Below are 24,559 nucleotides of genomic sequence, written 5' to 3'. Positions count from 1 at the left end.
CTCGTTAACTTTTCTTAGTACAGCAGATAGAAATGTAGGGTGGGCATTGCCCACCCTACATTTTACCGAGTATCTAATTCGGAGAACTAGCTGTTGATGCTAGGAGCCGTCAGAGCTACGGGAGTAGCTTCACCAGCCGCCAAGTCTAAGGGGAAGTTGTGAGCGTTGCGCTCGTGCATGACTTCAAATCCTAAGTTGGCGCGGTTGAGTACGTCTGCCCAGGTGTTGACGACACGACCTTGGGAATCCAGGATTGACTGGTTAAAGTTGAAACCGTTGAGGTTGAAAGCCATGGTGCTGATACCCAGTGCTGTGAACCAGATACCAACCACGGGCCACGCACCTAAGAAGAAGTGCAGAGAACGGCTGTTGTTGAAGGAAGCATATTGGAAGATTAACCGACCAAAGTAGCCGTGAGCGGCAACGATGTTGTAGGTTTCTTCTTCTTGCCCAAACTTGTAGCCGTAGTTCTGGGATTCAACTTCGGTGGTTTCACGAACCAGAGAGCTGGTTACCAGAGAACCGTGCATGGCGCTGAACAAGGCACCGCCGAATACACCAGCCACACCGAGCATGTGGAACGGGTGCATCAGGATGTTGTGCTCAGCTTGGAACACGAACATGAAGTTGAAGGTTCCAGAGATGCCCAGAGGCATACCATCGGAGAAAGAACCTTGACCGATGGGGTAGATGAGGAACACGGCGGTAGCAGCAGCTACAGGTGCGCTGTAAGCTACGCAGATCCAAGGACGCATACCTAAGCGGTAGGATAGTTCCCACTCACGTCCCATGTAGCAGAAGACGCCAATGAGGAAGTGGAAGGCTACCAACTGGTAAGGACCACCGTTGTAAAGCCACTCATCTAAGGATGCAGCTTCCCAGATGGGATAGAAGTGCAAGCCGATGGCGTTGGAGGAAGGAACAACAGCACCAGAGATGATGTTGTTACCGTACAGTAAGCTTCCAGCAACAGGCTCGCGGATGCCATCGATGTCCACAGGGGGAGCGGCGATGAAGGCGATGATGAAACAGGTGGTAGCGGTTAAGAGAGTAGGGATCATCAGTACACCGAACCAGCCGATATACAGGCGGTTTTCGGTGGAAGTCACCCAGCTACAGAACCGTTCCCACAAAGACGCGCTTTCGCGACGTTGTACTGTGGTAGTCATAATTCGATTAGTGCTATTACTTCATGATTCGATTGAAGCAAGGCAAAATTTTTGCCTCATCTTTAATGGTATTCATATTTATTTGAATCTTCCACTGGTTTTATTAATTAATTAAATAGTTTTTATAAGCTAGGCTTATAAATCAGAAATCAAAGTAGATATAAGGTAAACCGCCTTCAGGCGCTAGCAACCACACGGCATAAAGGCACAGCGGCACCAAGAGCAATTTCAGGGGCCAGTTGAGTTGTAACTTCAAACCCCGATGAATCCCATAAACACCCGCCATGAACAGGGCAACGATGACCAACAGCAGTGTAAACTCGAAGCGTTCTAAGCCAAAGGCGGTCAAATAAACATTTTCGGCAAACTGCACATCGGCGGGTTGACCCCAGAGGTTCTGAATTACAAAGCCAGCTTGTTTGAGATTAGGTAGCCGGAAGAAAATCCAAGACATGAACACCATCCATTGAGTAATTGCCCACGCCACTAGCACCCCGACTCCCGTTTGCCACCATCCTTTTAGCCAAGCGAAGCGGTCTGATAGGGTTTGGGTTAAACGATGCACCACCAAAGCCAAACCGTGCAATCCTCCCCACACGACAAATCCCCAAGCCGCACCATGCCAAATGCCAATAATCAGCATGACAACAAACAAGTTCAGACAGGTTCGACCTAATCCTTTACGTGACCCACCTAAGGGAAAATAGAGATAGTTGCGAATCCAATCCCCTAACGTAATATGCCAGCGCCGCCAGAAATCGGCAATGCTGGTACTAAAGTAAGGAAAATTAAAGTTTTCGGGCAGGTTAAATCCCATGAGGATAGCACTCCCCCGGGCAATATCGACATAGCCGCTAAAATCCAGATACAGTTGTAATCCGTAGGCAAAAATAGCCAGCCACAAATCGCCACTACCCGCCCGTTCTAAGTTGCCAAAACATAGATCAACAAAAATTCCGATGCGATCAGCTAAAAGTGCCTTTTTTACTGCACCACTGGCAATCAACCATAGTCCTTCACTCAAGCGATCAAAACTGGGAAATTGGATATCTTTAAACTCGCTAGCGAACTGATGGTAGCGAGTAATCGGACCAGAAATGAGTTTCGGGAAAAATAATTTATAGGTGGCAAATTGTAAGCCTTGGCGCGTCGCGGGTGCGCCTCGATACACATCAATTAAATAGGCAATACATTCAAAAACAAAAAACGAAAGCCCCAAGGGAGCAATTAAGCGATCGCTAATCCAGCTTGCCCCCTCTCGCGCCACGGGTAAATTCAAGGGGGCGGAGATATTCGTCAGGATAAATGGGACATACTTGAAGCTGACCAAACAGAGAATATTTAATCCAATCCCTAGCCACAAGAGTCTCAAACGTTTCTGATTCCAAAGTTCTTGTGCCATTAACCACTCTTCATTGGAGAGACGGTTATTGTTGAGATGTGACCCAGGGGATGTATTGACCGCAATTTTCTGCCCTAAATAAAAATTGAGCCAAACTATGAACAATAGCAGCGGAATGTATTGAATTTGTAAGCTGCTATAAAAAAGCAAACTGGCAATTAGAAGTATCCATAATCGCCACGATGAAGAACGCTGGCTCCAGTAAATAAACAGGACACCTAGCAAGAATAATCCATAAGTGATGGAGATAAATGCCATTTTTTTAGGAAATGGGGAATGGGGAATAGGGAATGGGGAATGGGGAATGGGGAATGGGGAATAGGCAATAGGGAATGGTTAATCGGGAATAGGGAATGGTTAATCGGCAATGGTTAATAGTAAAGGGCGACCCGACCTAATTGAAGGATTGGTGTTGGAAATTAGAGCAAGCGGGTCGCCCCTACAGTTTGCAAAGGACATAAGACCAATGACATAAGACCAATGACGCTTAAAATCCCAATCATCCTATCTTGATGAGAGAACTAAATTCTCTGTGTAATCAGTGTCAATAAGCTCTCACCTCCCTACCCTTATCTCCCCAATAAATTCGTGAAATCAGTGTTTTGACCAAGGACAAATTCACTAATCTCCAACTAATAATGCCCAGGGAATCATCGGGTCTTTCGCCAACTGATTAGAAACATCATACGCTCCAAAGCGATTCAGATGACTGGGGTCAGAAAAATGATCGGGTTTGCCGAGTAATAATCCACTTAAATCCCGAAAAATGAGTTCCCGTTCGACAGCATTCGCGTGCATGTATTGCTTAAATTGCTGTTCGTACTTAAGACGGACGGGATCTAAGTAATCGTTGGTCAAGGGTAGATTCACAAAAACCACAGTAATGTCATGTTCCTGAGCAAATGTTAACAGGGCATCAAATGCCTGATCTTGCTTACCCCGAAGCTGGAAGGATTGATAATCGCCATCATACGCCCCCGCCACTCTGGGATGGTTCTGGTAGTACGTTTCTGGGTCAAAGCGAATGGATAAGGGCAGGAAGCCATCCATATCAATGGACATATCTTGGTCTAAGTCTGGCTTGGATTCAGGAGAACTGGAGACATTGGGCAAGGTTTTCACCAAGGAGACAAACTGATCTCTCAATAGGGATTTGAGTTGATCCCGTTGAGGATAAGTTGAGGATAGTCCTGCCAAAAGTTGATTCGTTCCCTCGTCAAGGGATTGATAACTTCTCCTCAATGCTGCCAACGGCTGGGAGGTTTGGTTGGCTTGGGCGGGTTGCTGACCTGGGGTATTGGGAAATGTGCCAGCATTAAGCTGACGGTAACCTTCGGAATCTGCGATCGCCTCAAAGGTAGCATCAACTCGACCACTATTAAAGGCGCGAGCGCCATCTGCCACGATAATTAATTTCGGCAATTGATCCGGGGTGAGAATCCGGCGTGTCATTAAGTCTACAATCTGAGCCGTGGCACCATTAATGCCGAAATTAAACACATCAATGCCGGAATACCCCTCAACTGCTAACGCCTCTTCTAATGCCACCGGATCAATGCCGCGCATAGCTCGGGAACTGCCCATAATTAGCACATCAGGGCGATTTCCTTGTTGCAGGCGCTCTTGGTAAAGGGCTAACTTTTGATCGAGCAGTTGGTTATTAAACGGGGGATTCGAGGAACGGGCGAGGGCTAACATCGCCGCTTGCGTGGCATCTCCTCGCTCCGAGGGTAAGGAATCATCAATGATAATGCTTTTATCTCCTTCGCGGGTAAACCCAGAGGCGTTAAAGTCTTCGGCATCCTGATTGTTATTCTGTTGCAACGAGAGTTCAGCCAAATCTACCGGAATCGGTGACTCCTCTGCTGCTGATGCCGCATCTCGCCGGGGTAAACTGCCTTGGGGTTGCAGGATGCGACCAACGGGTCGATCAATCAAAAACATCAGCAATAATCCCATAATCCCCCACACCAATGACACTTTAACCGCTTGTGACGATTCAGAACTGGTGCGTTGGGTATCGACGGTGACACGTTGATTGTCTGGGGTGGGGACAAAAAGCTGGGTCGAACACAACCAGCGTCCAATTGTGCCAACGGCGGTTTTTGACCTACGCTGTACATCCTCTTTGAGCGTTGTGTCTGGTTTATGCTGACGCGATACCGATTGTTCGGTGGGAACAACTAACTCGCTAATGTCTGTATTAGAGGTAACAAATTCCGGAGTGGATTCTGAGGTCAACCGTCGGCGTTCGGTCAAATCTACCCCATAATTCCAGGCGGGAGAGGTTGCGCCAGCCGAACGTCCGTAAATCCGGACGCCAGCGATATTGGGGATGGCAAGCTGACGCAGCAGCCGTACAATGGGTAGGCTCACTTGCGCTTTAGAGGGACACAGGGGCGCTTCGCTCATAATGTGCAGCAAGTCGTGTTGACGACGCACTTTGAGTTGAATCCCACCCGTGGCTAGTCGCTGATCCAAATCGGGATTGAGCAACCGTTGTAGTAAAAAGGTGAGGGCATTTAGATTACCCTGTTGCCCTAAGGTATAGCTAGAAGAGGCGAGTTGGGGTTTTTCACTCGCGGGTAAGGTTACCCAATCCACCCAGACGGGTTTTTCCGGTTCAGGTTCGAGGGAAAAGTAATCCGATTCAACGCCATAAATGGTTGCCGCTTTAATCCCTTGGGGTTTTAATGATTTGAGCAGAGGCGCGATCGCATTCATGGCAGTGGTTTGGTCAGGAACTGGAGTTTTGCCCAGATCCAAGGCACTGCAAAACAGATGCAGGGTGGTTTCTTTCAAGACCGCCCGCACCGTCATCCCCACTCGCGCTAGCATTTGATTCGACAGCGTGGCGATCGCTTCCACATCTGCCCAACGCGCCCAATCCTTGAGCATCACGTCAGAGGGTGTCAAATCCACCCGCACCATCCATTCGGGTTTGGCTTCTCCGCGCACTTGAGCGCAGATGGCGGCGTCTTTAAACTCAGTCAGTTCCAGAGAGCGTAACTGCTGCACAATTGGCTCAGACAGTAATGCTACATCTGGGCTATAGTTCGACGTACAGATAACCCACAGCCGCCGATGATCAGGTTGTGAGGATTGGGACGGGATTTTGGGTTTTTGCTTGACGAGGGACTGTTCTCGATTGTCCTTGGTTGGCAAGTCCTGAATCTGGACATTGACACTCACACCCAAATGACTCAGATTAGCACTGAGATACCGGGCGATCGCGTCTGGGGAACCCGAACGGGCGAGACTTTCATGGGAGATGACAAACGCGGATTGAACAGGTGTCGTTTCCCAGGAGGACTCAGGACGAGATTCAGTGTCATGGGTATCTGTGTTGAGGCGAATTTCCTTAACCCATTCCGGACGTGATTGGGAAACTTGACGCCCGTAGATAATAATTTGGTAGATCGGGGTTTCCAGAGCAATCGGAAAGATGGCGGTGTCTGGCTTAGTTTTAAGGGCTTTAAGCAAACGATTGACTACCGTTTGAGCGGGAATACGTTCACGGCTTTCACAAAGAATATGTAAATTATTCCCTCGTAACCGGACTCTCAGGCACACCCCCGGTTGACCGATGGCATCGTAGACCCATTGAGCCAAAGAGGACGGATGATTGTTGTAGTTGCGCTCTTCGACATCCAACATTACAAATTTGTTACCTGGACTGATAATGGCGGCTATTTTTTCCTCTCATGATTGCACATTCCGCGAAAAACGGAGGAGTTGGGCGCAGGACAGCAGAGGAGAATGTAGAGACGTGCCATGGCACGTCTGGGAGCAGCGAAAGTTGGAGCAACTATAGTCTAGTATCAAATTGGGATCGGTCTTGGTCTTTGTAAACGATTAACTGTTGTTCGTGCGAGGTTGAATTTTAGTTATGGCATCAGTGAACCCAGATCCACAGGTAGCAGTCAATCCCTTACCGGAGTCTGCTAAACATTCAGCAGACCTCCTATTAAGTTTAGCCACAGGTCCGATGCTTGTGGGGGTGATTTCCCTAAACACGATTGGCTCATGGCTGCAACAGGTAGGGGAAGCCAGCGAGGAAGTCTTTCGGGGCGATCGCTTACCGATTCTTCCCTTTCCAGAGACGCCTCCTTCCCCCTCTAACGAAGAGTAGGTGGAAAACTGCAAAGAATTTGTCAATAATGAAACTATACAGGGTAGCATTAACCCCGTACAATGGATCATCCTTGTCTTAGTGCCAACAGACCCTATGAGTTCTCTCCTCCACTCATCCAATCAGGAATTGACCATCCCATCTACATCCCAATCAAAACTCCTGTTGCGTCACCGCATCAAAGTTGTGGAACAGTTGTGGGAGTCGGTTCTCCTTTCTGAATGTGGTCAAGAACTGGTCGATTTGCTGGCGTCTTTGCGCCAATTAAGTTCGCCAGAAGGACAAGCCACGGGGTTTTCGCTTTCATCGATTCCGGAAGTGATCGAAGGGCTTGACCTTAACGCCGCGATTCGGGCATCTCGTGCTTTTGCGCTTTATTTCCAACTGATTAATGGTGTCGAACAACATTACGAACAGCGCGATCAACAACTTTTGCGACGGGCTACCTACAATACATTAGCGGGGAGCGATCGCACCTCTGGCACCTCGATGAAAGCTAATGGCAGTTCACTCCCAGCATCCAACAACGGTGACGAGGCTAAACCATCTGGGAGTGAACCGATGGCGGATTTATTAGAAAAACGTTGGCAGGACGATAGAAAAGCCAAAAACACCAACAGTACCTTCCATTGGCTATTTCCTTATCTACGCGACCTCAACGTACCTCCCCAGCATATTCAGCGGCTAATTGATAATCTGGATATTCGCCTAGTCTTTACCGCACACCCGACAGAAATTGTCCGACATACGATTCGACAAAAACAACGGCGTATTTCTACAATCCTGCAACAGCTTGACCAAGCTGAGGAAGCCTCCCGCGCCTTAGGGTTGAACTCATCCTGGGAAGTAGAAGACTACACCGAACAACTTAGAGAAGAGATTCGGCTGTGGTGGCGTACCGATGAACTGCATCAATTTAAGCCCACGGTTCTGGATGAGGTGGATTACACCCTCCACTATTTTCAAGAAGTCTTGTTTGATGCCATTCCCCAACTCTATCACCGCTTAAAACAGGGTATACAATCGTCCTTTCCTTGGCTGAATCCACCCCGGAAAAACTTCTGTAAGTTTGGCTCTTGGGTGGGGGCGGATCGAGATGGAAACCCCTCAGTTAAACCGGAAGTGACCTGGCAAACGGCTTGCTATCAAAGAAATCTGGTTCTGGAAAAATATATCCACTCGGTTAAACATCTGAACAATTTGTTGAGCTTGTCATTGCACTGGAGTGATGTCCTACCGGAACTATTGGACTCTCTGGAGCAAGATCGCTCCCAAATACCGGAGGTTTATGAGCAACTGGCGATTCGTTACCGCCAAGAACCCTATCGCCTCAAACTTTCCTACATTCAGCAACGACTGGAAAATACACTGGAGCGTAATCTCCACCTGTCTCAGAGCCAACCCCTACAGCCAATTCGTCAGGAAACAACAAATCCCTGCATTTACAACTCTGACCAAGAGTTTTTGGCAGAGTTGCGACTGATTCAACGTAACCTAGCGGAGACGGGGTTAAGTTGTCAGGAACTTGAGACGCTGATCTGTCAGGTGGAAATTTATGGGTTTAATCTGGCACATTTGGACATTCGGCAGGAAAGTTCTCGTCATAGTGATACGATGCACGAGATTACTGAGTATCTGCAAATTCTACCCAAGCCCTATAACGAATTATCCGAAGCCGAACGCACCGAATGGTTAACCAAGGAGTTACCCACGCGCCGCCCCTTAATTCCGGGTGAACTCCCCTTTTCTCCAGCAGCCAGCGAAATCATTGAAACGTTCCGCATGTTGCGGCGGCTGCAACATGAGTTTGGTGAACAAATTTGCCAAACCTATATTATTAGCATGAGCCATGAAGCCAGCGACTTGTTGGAAGTGTTGCTCTTGGCTCAGGAAGCTGGACTCTATGATCCAGCAACGGGGAGGAGTAGTATTCAGGTTGTCCCCTTATTTGAAACCGTAGATGACTTGAAGCGGGCACCAAGGGTGATGAAATCCCTATTTGAGTTACCCCTGTATCGGGCATGTTTAGCTGGCGGTTATGAGGCGCTGAAGGAATGCGAGAAAGCGATGGGCAACGAGGATTCCCCGGCTTTCCCATCTTATCCTCAACCGTTGCAGGAGATAATGCTGGGCTACTCAGACAGTAATAAGGATTCTGGGTTCTTAAGCAGTAATTGGGAAATTCACAAAGCCCAAAAAGCCCTACAGCAAATTGCCGAAGACTATGGGATTGCTGTACGTATTTTCCACGGACGCGGCGGTTCCGTGGGGCGTGGCGGTGGACCAACCTATGAGGCGATTCTGGCGCAACCCGGGCGGAGTATCCAGGGACGGATTAAGATTACGGAACAGGGTGAAGTGCTGGCGTCGAAGTATTCTTTGCCGGAGTTGGCACTTTATCACCTGGAAACTGTGACCACGGCGGTGATTCAAGCAAGTTTGCTGGGAAGCGGCTTTGACAACCTGGAACCGTGGAACGAAATCATGGAAGAATTGGCGGTGCGATCGCGCCAACATTATCGGGGGTTTGTCTATGAGCAGCCGGATTTCTTGGATTTCTTTAATGAAGTGACGCCGATTCAGGAAATTAGCCAGTTGCAAATCAGTTCCCGTCCCACTCGTCGCGGTGGTAAGAAAGATTTTAGCAGTCTACGGGCAATTCCTTGGGTGTTTAGTTGGACACAAAGTCGTTTCTTATTACCCAGTTGGTATGGCGTAGGTGCGGCGTTGAAAGGGTTTTTGGATGAAGAACCCGAAGAAAATTTGAAGCTGTTGCGTTATTTTTACTTCAAGTGGCCCTTCTTTAAGATGGTTATCTCTAAGGTAGAGATGACGTTGGCAAAAGTGGATCTACAAATTGCGGGTCATTATGTGGAGAAATTGTCCCATCCCGATGATCGAGAACGGTTTGATCGGTTATTCCAGCAAATTAGCGAGGAATTTAACCTGACTCGTGAGTTAATCTCGTTAATTACCGGACATAAGCAGTTACTGGATGGTGATCCAGAATTACAGCGATCGGTACACTTGCGGAATGGTACGATTGTTCCCCTGGGTTTCTTGCAAGTCTCTTTGCTGAAACGGTTGCGCCAGCATAGCAGTCAGATGGCATCGGGATTTGTCCAATCTCGGTATAGTAAAGGTGAGTTACTGCGGGGTGCGTTGTTGACAATTAACGGGATTGCTGCGGGTATGCGGAATACAGGTTGATTGTCATTGGTCATTGGTCATTGGTGATTGGTCATTGGTCATTGGTGATTGGTCGTTGTAGGGGCGACCCGCCTGCACTAATGAACAACACCAATAAACTCAATTGGATCGGGTCGCCCTGTACTGGCGTGGCGCAGTGAAAATTGTGGGATGAATATTACCATTGAATCGGGCGCACGTCGGTCATCCGTGCCAACTTAAGGTCGAAAACCAATGCTGGTAAGGTTTTCAGCTATGTTTATCTACTGCTCAACCTTTCCCTCTCATCCCCTAACCCCAACTCCGGACCCCCCTCGTTCCCCCCTACAAGAGGGGGGAGGACAGAGGATGCTTCGCTTTTGTTGCACGGGAGAAGGAGGATCGGATGCTCTTGCTCCCCTCTCCCCGGCGTGGGAGAGGGGCTGGGGGAGAGGGGTTGAGCTTAAGTTGACACCAATGACGTCGGTGCGCCCCTACGGTGGAACAGGTTGTAGGTTGGGTTTCGGCGCGTCAACCCAACAAAAATGACTCAGCCAACGCTATAAACTTATGCTCCAACAAATCCAGATAGAAAACTACAAATCCATTCAAAAGCTAAAGTTAGGCTTGGGGCGTGTAACTGTATTAATTGGTGAAAATGGTTCGGGTAAGAGTAATATCCTGGAAGCGATCGCTTTAGCCTCAGCCGCTGCGAATGATAAATTAGATAATGAATTTTTGTTTTCCAGGGGAATCAGGGTTACCAACCCGGAATATATGCGTTCAGCTTTTGATAAAGAGCAGATTACCCAAGGAATAAAAATTAATTTTTACGAAAAAAATTCAGATTTTAAATTTGGTTATATCCTTCAAAATAACAATCAGCCCTATTCTTCATGGTTGATAGAAGAAAATAAAATTGACAAAAAAAAAGAACAAAAAATTGAGAATGATATCCGAAAAAAATACAGTCCAATTATTCCAGTTAATGTAGAAAATTTAGAGATTAAATTCGATGATAATTTTATTTTAGAAACGATTTTAAGGAAAAAGGAACAGTTTATAAAACAAGAAGTTCATCAAAGTTACTTGGATAATTTTTTGATTTACTCTCCAGAAAATTTCGCCTTAAGACAGTTTGAGAAAGAAGGGCAAATTCAACCACTAGGAATTAATGGCGAAGGATTATTTAAACTTCTCAAAGTATTAAATTTAGATCAAAGTAAAATTAATGAACTCAAAGAAAAACTAAAGTTGCTGTTTTGGTTTGAAGATTTCACCATTCATGCTGAATTCCTTGATAGTGAAAAAAGCCTGAAGACAAAAGATAGGTATTTAGATCCAGACTTATCTGCCTTTGACCAAAAAAGTGCAAATGAAGGATTTCTATTTTTATTGTTTTATTTTGCGCTTTTTATTAGTGACGATACACCGCGTTTTTTTGCCATAGATAATATTGACGCTTCACTGAACCCCAAATTATGCAGCCAGTTAATGCGAGAATTAGTTCAGTTAGCCAAAAAGTATGATAAGCAAGTTATCATTACCACCCATAATCCAGCAATTTTAGATGGATTAGACTTAGATGATCCGGAGCAACAACTCTGGGTTATTTACCGGAATAAATTTGGACATACCAAAGCTAGACCTGTTGAAAAGCCCACTCCTCTGGAAGGACAAGATCCGGTAAAATTATCAGAAGCATTCATGAGAGGCTACATCGGCGGACTTCCGAAAAATTTCTAGCGATGACAACTTTTGGCTTGATAGCAGAAGGCATAACGGATCAAGTGGTTATTGAAAATATTTTAATCGGGTATTTTAACAATCCTGATATTATCGTTAACCCCCTGTTGCCTCTCAGGGATGAAACCGATAAAAACAGAGTTGAGAATTATAGCAATTGGTTAAAAGTATTTGACTATTGTGCTTCTAGTAAATTTAAAGAAGCGTTTCAATTTAGCGATTATCTGATTATCCAAGTCGATACGGATACCTCAGAAGAAGTGCATTATGATATTCCTAAGTATCAAGATGGGGAAGAATTGACTCCTGAAGAGTTAATTGATAAAGTCGTGGAAAAGTGCCAAGGATTAATAGGCGAAGATTTTTACTATAAATACCAAGCCAGAATCATCTTTGCTATTTCTGTTTATTCAACGGAGTGTTGGCTGCTTCCCCTTTACTTCACCAATGATAAACAAGCGGCACAAACAAAAAATTGTTTCCAGCGATTAAGCCGCCAGTGTCAGCAAACTATCCGTAAAAACTATAATGAGTATGATTCTCTTTCAAGAAACTACTGCAAAAATAAAGTGCTAATGAAAAATTACGCCCGAAATCCCAGCCTAAAGATTTTTGTAGAAGGAGTTCAGGCGAAAAACATTGTTATAGACGATGAACTTGTTTAAAATAAGTTAAGTTAAAATATTGCATAAGCGCCACAACCTTTTGGCTGAAGGTCGTTGTAGGGGCGACCCGCTTGCACTAATGAACAACACCAATGTACTCAATAAATTCGGGTCGCCCTCTACTGGCGCGGCGCAGCGAAAATTGTGGAATAGATATTATCATTGAATCGGGCGCACGTCGGTGCGCCCCTACGGTGGAACGATTTCAATAATCGTTTGTTCTGGAAAATCGTGGCGGTTCCAAATTGCGCCGTTGTCTAGGTGAATGATAATTGCATGAATGTATCCCCGTGCGATGGGTTGAGTCAAAATACTGATCAACAATCCACCCAAACACTCAATACTCTCTACATCTCTACTCGCCATCCGCTTGCAGGACATCTGCATAAAGCTGCTGACTGACTCTAAACCTTGCCTGGACAATCAAATTATCCATCACAGGTTTAACAGCCAGAATTCGCCCTAAACGTTTTGCTGTAATCAGCACTCCCAAAAGTCCCTTAACTTTCAGCCCATATCTGGAAGCGACTATTCTGCCAAGTTCCTCGTCAATTAGCAGCAAGTCAGCATTGAGTTCAAGTGCGAGAGCAATTGCTTCAGCTTCGCCTGCGTCCACTTCTTCACGAAGCGACTCAATAGGCTCATTGTTCGTAAGTTGCTGGATTTGAATCCAATCAAGCGTGGGGACAATTGCAGCTTGGGTGTAGATTGTCGCCACCCTAGCGATTTCCTCAGCAACAGCCGTCGGGATAATGATTCTGGTGTAAACCTGTTGTAGCAAAGGAAGATGCCCTAGAACCGCTAAGTTACTGATGGGTGAAGTGTTACTAACAACAATCATTGCGGATATAGTGTATCAATGGTTTTAAGATCTTTTCGGAAGTCAGCAACATCATAATGAACACAGATATCCCGACTGGCAATCAAATGCTGGAACTGGATTAAATTCATGCCAAGTAAACGGCTAGCTTTGCCAATGCTGATTTTTTTCTGTTGGAACAGCATCAGCACGATTTCTTGAATCAACTCGGCTTCTGACATCTGTGAAGCCTTAACGATTTCATCTGGGATGGTAACGCTCATTATCTTGCCAGTCGATTGAACTCCTTAGCTTCAGGATACACGGACAGATTATTATAGGTGATTGATCCTTTGTCATTTGTCATTTGTCATTTGTCATTTGTCATTGTAGGGGCGACCCGCTTGCACTAATTAACAACACCAATAAATTCAATTAGATCGGGTCGCCCTCCACTGGCGCGGTACGGCGAAAATTGTGGAATAGATATTATGATTGAATCGGGCGCACGTCGGTGCGCCCCTACGGTGGAACAGGTTGTAGGTTGGGTTGACGACAGGAAACCCAACAGAATATAGGGCTGAGGTTCCCTTACTACAAGCGATCGCAAAACCAGAAAAATCAGCAAAATTGGCGTCGGGGTGGGTTGAGTCCAATCTGGGTGCAACGGCAAAGATAGTCGTGAAACCCGCTTCTACCCAGTCATCCGCCATGCCATCGAACGACGCGAAGGGTCAAAATTTAGACCAATTCTCTAGGCGCAACCTCTCTACCCGGTGAGGATTGACTCGGACAATTGCCCCAATCGCGGCTAATGCGTCATCATAAGAAAATGGCATCAACTGGGGACTTGGCGACTGCATGGCAAAAGGCTTTGGACAATCAACCAGTAAGGGGAAAACGGGGCGTCAGTTTTTTGAGAGGCTGTGGGATGCATCTGAAGCGGGAAACCAGGATCAGGTGTATCGACTGCTGGAGGAGAATGCTGACACGCTGACGGATAACTTTGCTCAACTGGTGCGCGAAGATGCTGAGTTGAAGCTGAGGAGAGCGAACAAAAGACAGCGAGGAAAGTTGGCAGGAAAGCTGTGGAAGTTTAGCGGCTTCATTAACGAGTTTCCTAGGGGAAACAGAGCCAGTCATATCGAGATTGCGATCGCCTGTTGCCAAGTCTTAACTAAGTTTTCTCCCCGCCGCGCCTTTCCAGTGCAGTGGGCGACACTCCAAAATGATCTGGGTGCTTGCTATTCTGATAGGATACGGGGCGATCGCGCAGAAAACCTCAAGGTGGCGATATCCTACTATGAAGCGGCATTGCCAGTCCGCACCCGCGAGGCGTTTCCGCAAGATTGGGCAATGACTCAAATAAATCTGGGTGTTGCCTATGATGAAACCAAGCAATTTACTGAGGCGATCGCAACTTACCAAAACGCCTTAGAAATTTGCACCCGCAAGGAGTTTCCTCAATATTGGGCAATGACTCAAATGAATCTGGGTGTTGCCTATAAAGAAACCAAGCAGTTTGCTGAGGCGATCGCAGCTTACCAAAACGCCTTAGAAGTTTACACCCGCGAGGCGTTTCCGGAATCTTGGGCAATGATGCAAAACAATCTGGGTAATGCGTACCGGGACGCCGGACAGAGTAAACTAGCGATTCCCTGTTTACAAGCGGCTTTGGAAGTTTTGACTCGTGAAGCGTTTCCGGAAAAATGGGCAGTGAATCAATACAATCTAGCAACTGCCTACAGCGACTTGGGACAAATTGACGCCGCAATTACCTATTTCCGCTCATCCCTAGAAATTTTGCAACCCGCCGCTTTTCCCGTCAGATGCCTGAAAGCTGGACGAGATTTCGGTAATACTGCCTTTAATGCCGAAAAATGGCAAACCGCGATTGAGGGTTATGCCGCCGCGATTGAAGCGGTAGAAATTAGCTGTAGTTGGGCAAGTACCAACCAACGACGGCAAGAAATCTTAGCAGAGGCGATGGATGTCTATACCCAAATCGTGCAAGCTTGCCTGAATAATCATCAACCCAAATTAGCCCTAGAATACGTCGAGCGCAGCAAAGCCCGCAACCTTGTCCAACTCTTTGCCGATGCGGAGAGTACCCTCCACCCCAAAGGCGATCAAGTTGACCGAAAGATTCGCCAGCAAATCGAACGCCTGAAAGCCCAAATTACGGACAAACACAAACAACTGGATAATCTGGGGGAAGAGGCGGGATTGAAAGGCAACCCGATACAATTTAGATTCAGCGATGAACTCTGGGAGGAAGACGCCATTGACGAGACTGCCAACCCAACCCCCCAGGCTGCTTTAGATTCCCCTCCCGCCTCCCTTATAGATCCCCCTCCCGTCCCCCTTCAAAAGGGGGAAGCCAAAGGATGCTTCGCTTTTGGTTCCATGGGGGAAGCTTTTTCTTCACAAGAGAATTCAAAGCCTCTCTCCTCGCTGGTGTTTGTTTTGTTGAGTGTTTTAAAAACGTCCGCCACTGAGGGTAGTGAAAATAGTAACCCCAATCAACTGTATACCCAGCGATTGCGCCAAGAGTTAGAGGAATTACAAGCAAAATTCGATCAGATTCTCGATCAAATCCTAGAGGCTGACCCCGCCTACGCCCTCACCCAAGCAGTTCAACCCATCCGTTTTGCGGAAATTATGCACCTGTTAGACGAGAAAACCACAATCATTGAGTGGTATATTACCGAAAAACGATTCTTCGCCTTTGTCATCACCCACAACCAAGAACCCTACGTCTGGCAATCTCAACCCGACGACCTAACCCAGTTAAACCAATGGCAGCAGGACTATCTTAACGACTATCAACACGATAATCGTCAATGGTGCAATGATCTCTCCTCTCGCCTAGAAACACTCGCCCAGATTCTGCATCTCGACCACATTCTGACTCAATCTCCCCTTCCCAAAGACTGTCAGCAACTGATTCTGATTCCCCATCGCTACCTGCACCTATTCCCCCTCCATGCTTTGCCTGTTTTATCCTCTTCAGTTGACAACCCACAGGATACAGGAAATACTACCGCCGTTCTCCTGGATCAATTCCCTGACGGTGTGCGCTATGCACCCAGTTGTCAACTCCTACAACTTAGCCAAAAACGCTGTCATGAACCCCAGTTTTCCCAGACAACCGCATCGAAGCATCTATTTGCCATGCAAAACCCGACGGAAGATTTAAACTTCGCCGATGTGGAAGTAGAAGCGATTAGCAGATATTTCCACCCCGCCGATATCCTACCCAGTCAACGCGCCACCAAAGAGATCTGGACTCAAGCCACGACTCAAAACCAGTTACGCTTGGCGAATTTCATCCATTTTTCCGGTCACGGTTATTTTAACTTTGAATCACCCCTGCGTTCTGCCTTAGTATTATCGGGTGCGACTCTATCCGAAATACCCGAAACCGATGAAAGTCGCTATATCCAATCACCCGACAAACACCAGATTGACTTGGAAAAATGCTTACTCCTCGAAGAGATTTTCGCCCTGGATTTACGTCCCTGTCGTCTCGTCACCCTCTCCGCCTGCGAAACCAGTTTAACTGACCCAAAAAGCCTCAGTGATGACTATATCAGCTTACCCAGTGGTTTCCTAGTGGCGGGAAGTCCCAGCATTGTTGGAAGTCAATGGACAGTCTGCGACATAGCAACGGCATTTTTGATGATTGAATTTTACCGTAATCTGGTGGGGCAGAGTCAAAACCCCTCTGAACTATCGCCAACACCAATATCCGTCGCCAAAGCCCTGAAAACTGCCCAATGTTGGCTGCGCGATGTGACCAAGGATGAATTGCGAGACTGGTTAAAACCGCTCAATTTAAGCCCAGAACGCCAGCAAGAAGTAGAACGCGAATTAAAGTTATCATTGAACGAACGACCCTTTTCTCAGCCTGCGTATTGGGCTGCATTCTGTGCCATTGGACAATAGAAACCACTCGTTTATTTTAGGACAAGACTCTGATGAACTACGCCCAAATTATCGCCGGATTTCGCGAATTACTGGAAGAATCCAACAATTTTGACCGCCAAGCTTGGCAAGACTTACCCCAGTTAGCCCAAACTCTGGATCAATTCAGTGATGATGACTTTAACCCCGTTGCTGATGCGATTGTTGACTGGTGCGCCGCCCATCAGCCCTTGGGCGAAAATTTACGAATGGTAGCTGTGCGCTGGACACCGCAAAAAGCTAACCCGGCTGACGAAGAAGGAATTAAAAAGAATATCTCGGTGATCCGAGAAACCGTGAAACAGAAAGCCGCCAACCCGCAACCCCCCACGCCCAATTCTAATCAGACGGTATCGAATGACGACTAAACTCTATGCCCCGAAAGTTTACCTGTTTGCATTCCATCTTTTCAAGACACCGGATGTTGATGGCAATGTGTCGATAAAAGACCCGGACTTGTTGTGGGATAAATGTCATGATATCTTTGCCAAATTCCATATCAAGGAACAACTTAACCTGCATCCGCCCCAACCTCATAATGATCGGTTTGATTTACTCGATGGTGCAAAACCCAATGATTTTGTCCTACCCATCCACACCGAAATTTCCTATAAAAACACCGATTTAAAACTAGAAGGCTTTGCCTATCCCCTACAACTCTATGATAGCTATGGCTTAGGATTAAATCTCGGCTGTCCCGATCCGCCCCTGAACAATGGTCATAAAATACAGCCCGTCGATTCCTCAGTTTTAGAGGCGTTAAATCCCGATTACTGTTTTCTCCCCGATACCATCCAAAGTTATTTTGGACAAACGGTAATTATTACGGCTTTGCTAAGCGATAACCAAAAACGCCAAGGCGATAAATTCCTGGAAGAATTAGCGGATGAATGTATCCGAGAATTTGCCTATGACCCGCACAAACGCCCGGAACTTTACCGGAAAGGACAATTATTTGGTAGTCCTATTTTTGAGTATGGTTTAATCAGCACGCCTAATACCTACCGCCATATTCTGGTCTGGTTATTTTCTGACCCAGTAACGGATACCAAATTCCAAGAAGGCTACCAGTTATTACTCGATTTGTTTTTCTATAGAAATAAAGTTATCACCGAGTTTCGCCATAGCCGAGACACCTATACGGATGCATATCAAGCCTATAAACACATTCAACACCTGATTCGTCAGACCTTCAACCAACTCCCCCAAACTACCGATACGCTGGATGAAAAGAGTTTAAAGTATCTCAAGGGTCAGTTGAAAGAAATGGCAAAGCAAACAGTTGAATATTCCGACTTGTTACGCGATTTAGAGTCTCGCCGGAACAGTATTGCGATTAATGCGGATAACTATAACACTAAACTGCAACTGATTCAGAATAAGTTCACCTTAGACAAGGATAAAGACATCAGTTTTCTGGATAGCTTTTACCGGGAAAATTGTCAAGTCTTTCAAGAACAAATTCAAGGCGACTTAGGCTATTTTGTCCCCGGTGCAAACTTACTAGAGAAAGCCATCTCCTCAATTCGGGGTATTGTTGAAATCGACCAAGCCCAACGCGATCGCATTCGGGAAGACCAAGATAAAACCCGCGAACAAGAAGAAAAAGACCGGGATTATCGCCTAGAACGAACCATCCAAGTTTTGGGTATCGGCTTAGGGACAGGCGGACTGGTGGCGTCCAGTTTTAATCATATTGACAAGCCCCTCTTACCCCCTTTTTCAACTAACAAACCGCACCCCGTTATTTCCACATTCTTCTGGAGTGTTTTAGCCGCCCTACTCGCTGGATTAGCGACGTGGTGGATTACCAAACAGAAAACCAGGACGTAATCGATTATTGTACCAGCTTCCCCTGACCACACCACTGAGTTCAACCATCGCTATTTTCTATAGCCGCTTTCTCCTCTGGTTTAAGTCGTCGCTGACTCCGATGGGGTCTAATTACCAAGCAGACGCCCACTGCCCAAGCAATGGATGCCATCCAACCTGCAATAATATCACTGGGGTAGTGAACTCCTAAATACATCCGTGTCCAACTAATCGCGATCGCAAACACGATACCTCCAATCACCGTCACCCAACGCCAACGGGTATTCCAGGTCAAAATCATTAATACAATCGCAAACGTCACGCTTCCCATCGCGTGTCCACTAGGAAACGCATAATCAGATTCTGGCGCCGGGGATTCCCACAAACTCGGACGTACTCGCTGGAGAGTTGACTTAGCGGTACGATTAATAATAAGACTGCCTAAATAGGTTATCAGCGCATAAATGAGGAATCGCCACTGGCGTCGGAATGCCAAGATCAGTACTATCGCTACAGCTAAGGGAAACACCCCCCAATAGGCACCCAACTTTGTCAGGTTTATCGCAAACGCATCGAGTTGAGGGGAAGTTGTTGAGTGAATCGCTAATAAAATTGGCACATCCCAGGGAAAACCCCCTTCCTTTTCCCAAATTTCCTCGGCTAATTCTCCGAAGATTTGCACGGGGACATAGACACCCAGAAATAATATGACCAGAGAACGCCAATTGCTGGTTAATAATTTGACGAGAAATTTCCAGAAGGATTGAATACGCTTGGAGAGTTCATAAGTAGACATTAAACAGAACGAAATGTGACGGTGTACAACTTTAGAAAAAGGGCGACTTCCTCAAAAGTCTGATTATCCCACAGCCGAGGACAAAGGACATCATCAAGAAATTACTTATCCCTCATCCCTATACATATAGCACTACGCATTAAGGTTAGGACAATACAATTGGGTGAAAAGGCAACAGGCAACAGGCAATAGGCAACAGGGGAATGTCCTAACGTATCCCCGTAGGGCTATACATTTAAAATTAGGTCAGGGCGGGTTTTGATTCAATGTTATCATCAATGGCGAAACGAAAGTCCCTAAACACGCATCTAGAAATTATGGACTATTCCCGAAGCAAAAGGTCACAATTTTTTCACAGATACATTCTCCGAAATCCACTGTAAATAATCCTCAGATCCAGCAATGATCGGCAAACCAATAATTTCAGGAACGTCGTAACTATGCAACTCCTGAATTTTGGCAGCTAACTGGTCAAATTGAGATAAATCTGTTTTTATCACTAATTGCCACTCTTGGTCACGATTCACTTTGCCATCCCAAGTATAAATCGATCGCACGGGCGTAATACTGACACAAGCTGCCATTCGCGCTTCCACTAGGAATGAAGCGATCGCGTCTGCTTCTTCTTTTGACGTTGCCGTTACCAAGACTACACCATAGCTAGAGGTTGATGTCTTTTCCATAGAACCATTCCTCTGTTCCTACGCCTGGTTCATTGTATCAACTCACCTGAAAAAAACATATAGTTACACGAGATGATCGTGCGATCGCGGAGTATCTATATCAGAAGTCGGAATAGTACCTCCTGGATAACTCATCCTTTAGCAGGTGGCGTTAATTCCAGGTTTTCTGCTAATGAAACAGGCATTCCTCATTTCCTCTTCTCTCCGACTAAGGGAATTCTCAAAAGCATTATCCTGTTGGCAAAAGCCTGTAACCTTAGAAAACGCCCAACCTGTTACCGCTACGGTTTAAGCGGCGCGAGAATGGATTCAATGGCTACAGAAGAGTTAACAGGTAGACAATTTTTAGCAATTGTAGTATTGTATAATACAAACCCGTATAGTCCTCACCCCTGAGTGTGAACCCATTCATCTGACTCAGACTCAAGGCAACGTTAACTAACCATTGTTTAGGGTTAACCAAACCATTCTTAAAAGCTATTGATTTAATCAACCATGAACTCTACCCGCCTGGTTAAAATTAGTAAATATCTCAGCAAACATCTGCGACATCAACCCGAACGGATTGGGTTAACCTTAGAACCAGGGGGTTGGGTCAACGTTGATCAACTGCTATCTGCTTGTAAACACTATTCCTTTCCCCTTACTCTCCATGAACTTAAAGAAGTCGTCGCCAAAAATGATAAACAACGCTTTTCCTTTGATGCGACAGAAACACGGATTCGCGCCAATCAAGGGCATAGTATCGCCGTTGATTTACAGTTAGAACCAACCTTTCCACCAGAGGTACTCTACCACGGTACAGGTCACAAAACTGTTGAATCGATTCGGCGTCAAGGCTTATCTAAAATGTCACGGCATCACGTCCACTTATCTCAGGATATCGCAACGGCAAAAAAAGTAGGACAGCGTCATGGTTCTCCGGTGGTTTTCGCTGTCGATGCTAAAGCCATGTCGGAAAGGGGTCATACATTCTACTGTTCCGAAAATGGCGTGTGGTTAGTGGATTTTGTTCCCCCTAACTATCTACAGCAACTCTAATCCGCCAAGAATTTCCAACTCAGCAGGAAAAATAGTGATGAATTCAGAACAGCTTTGGTCTCAAGACAATTCTCATCATAATAATCGGCAATCGAAGGGGTTGTTGGGCTTAGGCTGGCGTCCTTTATCCCGGCAGTTTGATTGGGAATTCGTTTTACATTTGCTGCAAAATGATACATCAGAGTTATTGCAAAAGACTCTAGACTTTACCAGTGATGTGGCTGATGCATTAGGGCGAAATCACTATAATATTTTTGCCAATGTTTTGAGCTTATTTTCCGAAAACATGCGTTATGAGTGGGATGAGTTCTGGGAGTACATTACCCCTGACCCGCCAACGCCTAATCATTGTCAGCGGGAGACTATATTTGTCAATACACCCGTCACCCAAACGGTTACCCGCGAGAGTATTCCGATTGAGTATGTCTTGAATCGACTGCAAGAAGTCACTTTATTTAAAGTCTTAGATATTCTGGGCAGTCCCGATTTAATTACTCAAGATTATATGGATCGCCGCTTTTATTATCCTCTAGAAAAGTTTGCTAATTGGGAACGCTTAGACGTGTTTGGCACAGTCTATGGCTACTGGTCAAATCCAGAGATTTGGTTACAAATTAGTAACCAGGGTCAAGGACGGCGCTGCTACAGTTTAATGGCGGATGAAATTCGCCCTTTAGTGAATAAAGCCACGTATAATGTAGCTGTGATGCTGAGTGGCTATCAAAGTCGGGTGGGGAAGGTTCATAGTCAGTTTCAGATTAGAGACTTTCCCAGCGATATTCAACGGTTTACGGATACCGTTCAGCAGTCAATTCTGGATCAAAACCAGTTAGCGATTGTGGTGCATGGTGAACCGGGAACCGGGAAAACGGTATGGACACAAGCGCTGGCAAAAGAAGTTCTTGTACCGTTGGGGTATACAATTTTTATTCTGGATCATGATGCGGTAGAAAATTTTGTACCGCCGAGTTATTTGGAACGAGTTGCCCTAATTATTAACGAAGCGGATAACCTAGCCAAAAATCGAGCCAGTGAAGTAGCGCAATGGAATAATAAAACGGAGCATATTCTCAGTTTATTGGATGGGACGTTGTATCAGAGTGTGATTGATGACACTGGGATTAAAGCCCAGCAAAAATTAGTGGTATTAATGACCTGTAATACTACAGAACGATTCGACCCGGCGATGTTACGTAAAGGACGAGTGGATTTGACCTACGAGTTTATGCATCGATTTGTGTGAGGCTGAGTAGTGGCGTGGCACAGCTAAAATTGTGGGATAGATTTGATGATTAAATCGGGCGCACGTCGGTGCGCCCCTACAATTTTAATTCACCCAAGCATTATGAATCCTGTAGGGGTACGGCATTGCCGTACCCCTACCTCAACATTTCTACCCCACCCTAACCCTCCCCTTATCAAGGGGAGGGAACCGGATAAGATTAAAGCGATGAAATTAAAAGTTTTACAGGGAAAAGTTCTTACTTTAAGTTTACACGGATGCAAGCCTCGCGCCCCTACGAGGCTAATGTAACAATTGAGACATGCTACGCTACTTCAAATAATTTCATCCTAAAGGTATAAGCTGAACTTGACCTTATTTCCTAGAATGAGAGAGTCTCCGTTCTAAGAGTTATTACATTAAGTAAATTCCCTAGTAACGAGATAATGAATTCTATAAAAAAGTTATGTCTTTTCTAAAACGACCCCTTCTATTACTTCCTCTTGCTTTACTGCTTGTTGTTTCAACAGGTTGTCGCGTGGAAAAAGAGCAAGCCGGGGAAGAACCGGATGTGGATGTTAACGTAGATCCTGGACAGGTGCCCGAATATGAAGTTGAGGGACCAGAGGTTGATGTAGGAACCGAGGAAAAAGAGGTTACCGTTCCTGATGTGGAAGTCACCCAAGAAGAAAAGACGATTACCGCACCTGATGTTGATATTCAACCTCCGACTGACAATGATTCCCAAGGAAATCAATAATAGTAACAGTTAGGGAGCTTCTTTTAGAAACTGAGAAGCTCCCCGAATAATTTGTCAGAACGTAATGGCTACTTTCGGATACATCTAGGCTTGGCAATAGTCTACCGTGTTTTTGACGGATTCAATCGTAATATTTGCCCCTTTTCTGACGATAAATTCACTCGCACCAATTTCACCATCCAGACTTCCCCAATCATAGCTATAGCCTAATCGTGTCCACGGATAACCCTTGTCACCATAGGAGGCTAACTGTAAAGTATTGATCCAATCCTGATGTTGCGGATCAACAGTCTCCGGGAACTTCACATCACAGCGAGTATCGTTGATTTCTGCATCGGGACAAGGACGAAATAAATCCGACGCATTCACCCACATTTCCACAAATTTGGTTTTGCCATTGTGAGGCGGTAAACCGAGGTATTGTTCTAGGCGTAAGGTGAGGCTTTCTGGGTCAAAGTTTACGGTTCGGGCGAAGGTTTGCAGTTCGGGAACCGCCGTGACCCAAATTTCTCGGCTTAATTCCATCGGTAAGCCAACTTGATTATCATAGCCATTCCAGGATGTCCAAGTCACCATTAATACTTGTTTTTGTCCCTGGTAATCTCTCCATTTTAAATTGGGATTGTTGGCGGAAATGGCTTGCAGAGTTGTGGAGATTTCTGATTCATCGGCGACTTCCGCGTCTTTAACGGCTCTTAGATATGAGCGTTTGAGTAAGGTTTCCAACAGGGAGGAATCGACTGATGCGAGGGTGACAGGGGTGGGAGTAACGAATTGGGATAAAGGCGCGGCTGTAGCTAGGCTGGACGAGTTGGGAAGGTTAATACACCAAAATCCGATGATTAAGGCGAAAAGAGAAGCAAGAAATCGACTGTATTTGTTCATAAATCGTATTGGGAAAAACGCTAAGGATTTTTGCCAAAAAAGAAGTGACTAAGTAATATAGCAGCCCTAAATAGGTCGCAACAGATATAATAGTAATAATACATCCCTAGGAAAAGGACACAAAATGAACATTATAGATGAATTAGCTAATTTTATCAATCAGACAAAAGAGTCCAAAGAAATTAAGAGGGCTTTGGCGGTGAAAATGATTTTGGAAGGAAAATCATATCGTGAAGTCAAAGAACTATTAAAAGTTTCTCACAGTTTTATAAGCCAATGGAAAAACCAAGCGCTTTTTCAGGGTGTGGAAAGT

At 45.8% G+C, this 24,559-nt stretch carries 23 protein-coding genes; 12 read left to right on the top strand and 11 right to left on the bottom strand.

The features are described 5' to 3' along the window. Positions 1–86: 86 nt before the first annotated feature. From psbA to RID53_RS22115, 3 genes are all read right to left on the bottom strand, one after another. The gene (gene psbA / locus RID53_RS22125) at positions 87–1,169 is read right to left on the bottom strand and encodes a photosystem II q(b) protein (RefSeq protein WP_446390154.1); all 1,083 of its coding nucleotides are present in this window, start codon (positions 1,167–1,169) and stop codon (positions 87–89) included. Positions 1,170–1,311: 142 nt separating this feature from the next. Then, complete coding sequence (locus tag RID53_RS22120; RefSeq protein WP_446390153.1) at positions 1,312–2,829, bottom strand: MBOAT family O-acyltransferase; 1,518 nt, start codon at positions 2,827–2,829, stop codon at positions 1,312–1,314. A 363-nt stretch (positions 2,830–3,192) separates the two neighbouring features. Beyond that, complete coding sequence (locus RID53_RS22115) at positions 3,193–6,228, bottom strand: DUF1574 domain-containing protein (RefSeq protein ID WP_446390152.1); 3,036 nt, start codon at positions 6,226–6,228, stop codon at positions 3,193–3,195. Positions 6,229–6,460: 232 nt separating this feature from the next. Between RID53_RS22115 and RID53_RS22110 the strand changes: the two genes are divergently transcribed. From RID53_RS22110 to RID53_RS22095, 4 genes are all read left to right on the top strand, one after another. Next, entirely contained in the window at positions 6,461–6,703 is a 243-nt protein-coding gene (locus tag RID53_RS22110; RefSeq protein WP_446390151.1) for a hypothetical protein, read from the top strand. Between the two features lie 96 nt (positions 6,704–6,799). Continuing rightward, the gene (gene ppc, locus RID53_RS22105; RefSeq protein WP_446390150.1) at positions 6,800–9,913 is read left to right on the top strand and encodes a phosphoenolpyruvate carboxylase; all 3,114 of its coding nucleotides are present in this window, start codon (positions 6,800–6,802) and stop codon (positions 9,911–9,913) included. Between the two features lie 528 nt (positions 9,914–10,441). Then, positions 10,442–11,617, top strand: coding sequence for an AAA family ATPase (locus RID53_RS22100; RefSeq protein WP_446390149.1), 1,176 nt, complete (start codon positions 10,442–10,444; stop codon positions 11,615–11,617). A gap of 2 nt (positions 11,618–11,619) precedes the next feature. Further along, positions 11,620–12,282, top strand: coding sequence for a phage tail protein (locus tag RID53_RS22095; RefSeq protein WP_446390148.1), 663 nt, complete (start codon positions 11,620–11,622; stop codon positions 12,280–12,282). Between the two features lie 189 nt (positions 12,283–12,471). On the opposite strand, the gene RID53_RS22090 is transcribed toward RID53_RS22095, so the two are convergent. The 5 genes from RID53_RS22090 to RID53_RS22070 form a co-directional block, all read right to left on the bottom strand. Beyond that, positions 12,472–12,648: a hypothetical protein gene (locus RID53_RS22090; protein WP_446390147.1), complete on the bottom strand. Its 177-nt coding sequence runs from the start codon at positions 12,646–12,648 to the stop codon at positions 12,472–12,474. Then, on the bottom strand, positions 12,638–13,123 hold the full coding sequence (locus tag RID53_RS22085; protein WP_446390146.1) for a DUF3368 domain-containing protein: 486 nt from the start codon (positions 13,121–13,123) through the stop codon (positions 12,638–12,640). The genes RID53_RS22090 and RID53_RS22085 overlap by 11 nt, the downstream gene beginning before the upstream one ends. After that, positions 13,120–13,365: a UPF0175 family protein gene (locus RID53_RS22080; RefSeq protein WP_446390145.1), complete on the bottom strand. Its 246-nt coding sequence runs from the start codon at positions 13,363–13,365 to the stop codon at positions 13,120–13,122. Before RID53_RS22080 ends, RID53_RS22085 begins: the two co-directional genes overlap by 4 nt. A 147-nt stretch (positions 13,366–13,512) precedes the next feature. Next, positions 13,513–13,794 (bottom strand): hypothetical protein, encoded by a 282-nt coding sequence (locus tag RID53_RS22075; RefSeq protein ID WP_446390144.1) that lies wholly within the window; start codon positions 13,792–13,794, stop codon positions 13,513–13,515. A gap of 21 nt (positions 13,795–13,815) precedes the next feature. After that, the gene (locus RID53_RS22070) at positions 13,816–13,944 is read right to left on the bottom strand and encodes a hypothetical protein (protein ID WP_446390143.1); all 129 of its coding nucleotides are present in this window, start codon (positions 13,942–13,944) and stop codon (positions 13,816–13,818) included. Here RID53_RS22070 and RID53_RS22065 point away from each other — a divergent pair. The 3 genes from RID53_RS22065 to RID53_RS22055 are packed head-to-tail and all read left to right on the top strand — an operon-like array spanning position 13,943 to position 18,880. Next, the gene (locus RID53_RS22065; protein WP_446390142.1) at positions 13,943–17,029 is read left to right on the top strand and encodes a CHAT domain-containing protein; all 3,087 of its coding nucleotides are present in this window, start codon (positions 13,943–13,945) and stop codon (positions 17,027–17,029) included. The genes RID53_RS22070 and RID53_RS22065 overlap by 2 nt on opposite strands. Before the next feature lie 32 nt (positions 17,030–17,061). Then, entirely contained in the window at positions 17,062–17,415 is a 354-nt protein-coding gene (locus RID53_RS22060) for a hypothetical protein (RefSeq protein ID WP_446390141.1), read from the top strand. Further along, on the top strand, positions 17,405–18,880 hold the full coding sequence (locus RID53_RS22055) for a hypothetical protein (protein ID WP_446390140.1): 1,476 nt from the start codon (positions 17,405–17,407) through the stop codon (positions 18,878–18,880). The genes RID53_RS22060 and RID53_RS22055 overlap by 11 nt, the downstream gene beginning before the upstream one ends. 40 nt (positions 18,881–18,920) lie before the next feature. Here RID53_RS22055 and RID53_RS22050 read toward each other — a convergent pair whose 3' ends face one another. Together RID53_RS22050 and cutA are read right to left on the bottom strand one after the other, a co-directional pair. Beyond that, positions 18,921–19,655, bottom strand: coding sequence for a phosphatase PAP2 family protein (locus tag RID53_RS22050; protein WP_446390139.1), 735 nt, complete (start codon positions 19,653–19,655; stop codon positions 18,921–18,923). A 341-nt stretch (positions 19,656–19,996) separates the two neighbouring features. After that, positions 19,997–20,338, bottom strand: coding sequence for a divalent-cation tolerance protein CutA (gene cutA, locus RID53_RS22045; protein ID WP_446390138.1), 342 nt, complete (start codon positions 20,336–20,338; stop codon positions 19,997–19,999). Positions 20,339–20,416: 78 nt separating this feature from the next. Between cutA and RID53_RS22040 the strand changes: the two genes are divergently transcribed. The 4 genes from RID53_RS22040 (at position 20,417) to RID53_RS22025 (ending at position 23,361) form a co-directional block, all read left to right on the top strand. Next, entirely contained in the window at positions 20,417–20,734 is a 318-nt protein-coding gene (locus RID53_RS22040) for a hypothetical protein (protein WP_446390137.1), read from the top strand. A 99-nt stretch (positions 20,735–20,833) separates the two neighbouring features. Then, a complete protein-coding gene (locus tag RID53_RS22035) occupies positions 20,834–21,379 on the top strand; it encodes an RNA 2'-phosphotransferase (RefSeq protein ID WP_446390136.1) in 546 nt (181 codons plus the stop codon). A 37-nt stretch (positions 21,380–21,416) separates the two neighbouring features. Then, on the top strand, positions 21,417–22,622 hold the full coding sequence (locus tag RID53_RS22030; protein ID WP_446390135.1) for an AAA family ATPase: 1,206 nt from the start codon (positions 21,417–21,419) through the stop codon (positions 22,620–22,622). Positions 22,623–23,067: 445 nt separating this feature from the next. Further along, entirely contained in the window at positions 23,068–23,361 is a 294-nt protein-coding gene (locus RID53_RS22025) for a hypothetical protein (protein ID WP_446390134.1), read from the top strand. Positions 23,362–23,445: 84 nt separating this feature from the next. On the opposite strand, the gene RID53_RS22020 is transcribed toward RID53_RS22025, so the two are convergent. Further along, positions 23,446–24,246: a hypothetical protein gene (locus tag RID53_RS22020; RefSeq protein ID WP_446390133.1), complete on the bottom strand. Its 801-nt coding sequence runs from the start codon at positions 24,244–24,246 to the stop codon at positions 23,446–23,448. A gap of 124 nt (positions 24,247–24,370) precedes the next feature. Between RID53_RS22020 and RID53_RS22015 the strand changes: the two genes are divergently transcribed. Continuing rightward, a partial coding sequence (locus RID53_RS22015) for a helix-turn-helix domain-containing protein (RefSeq protein ID WP_446390132.1) occupies positions 24,371–24,559 on the top strand: 189 nt, incomplete at its 3' end.

This window comes from Coleofasciculus sp. B1-GNL1-01, from assembly GCF_040220235.1.
In the GTDB taxonomy this organism is placed as follows: domain Bacteria; phylum Cyanobacteriota; class Cyanobacteriia; order Cyanobacteriales; family Coleofasciculaceae; genus Coleofasciculus.
This window is presented reverse-complemented; position numbering and strand designations above follow the sequence as displayed.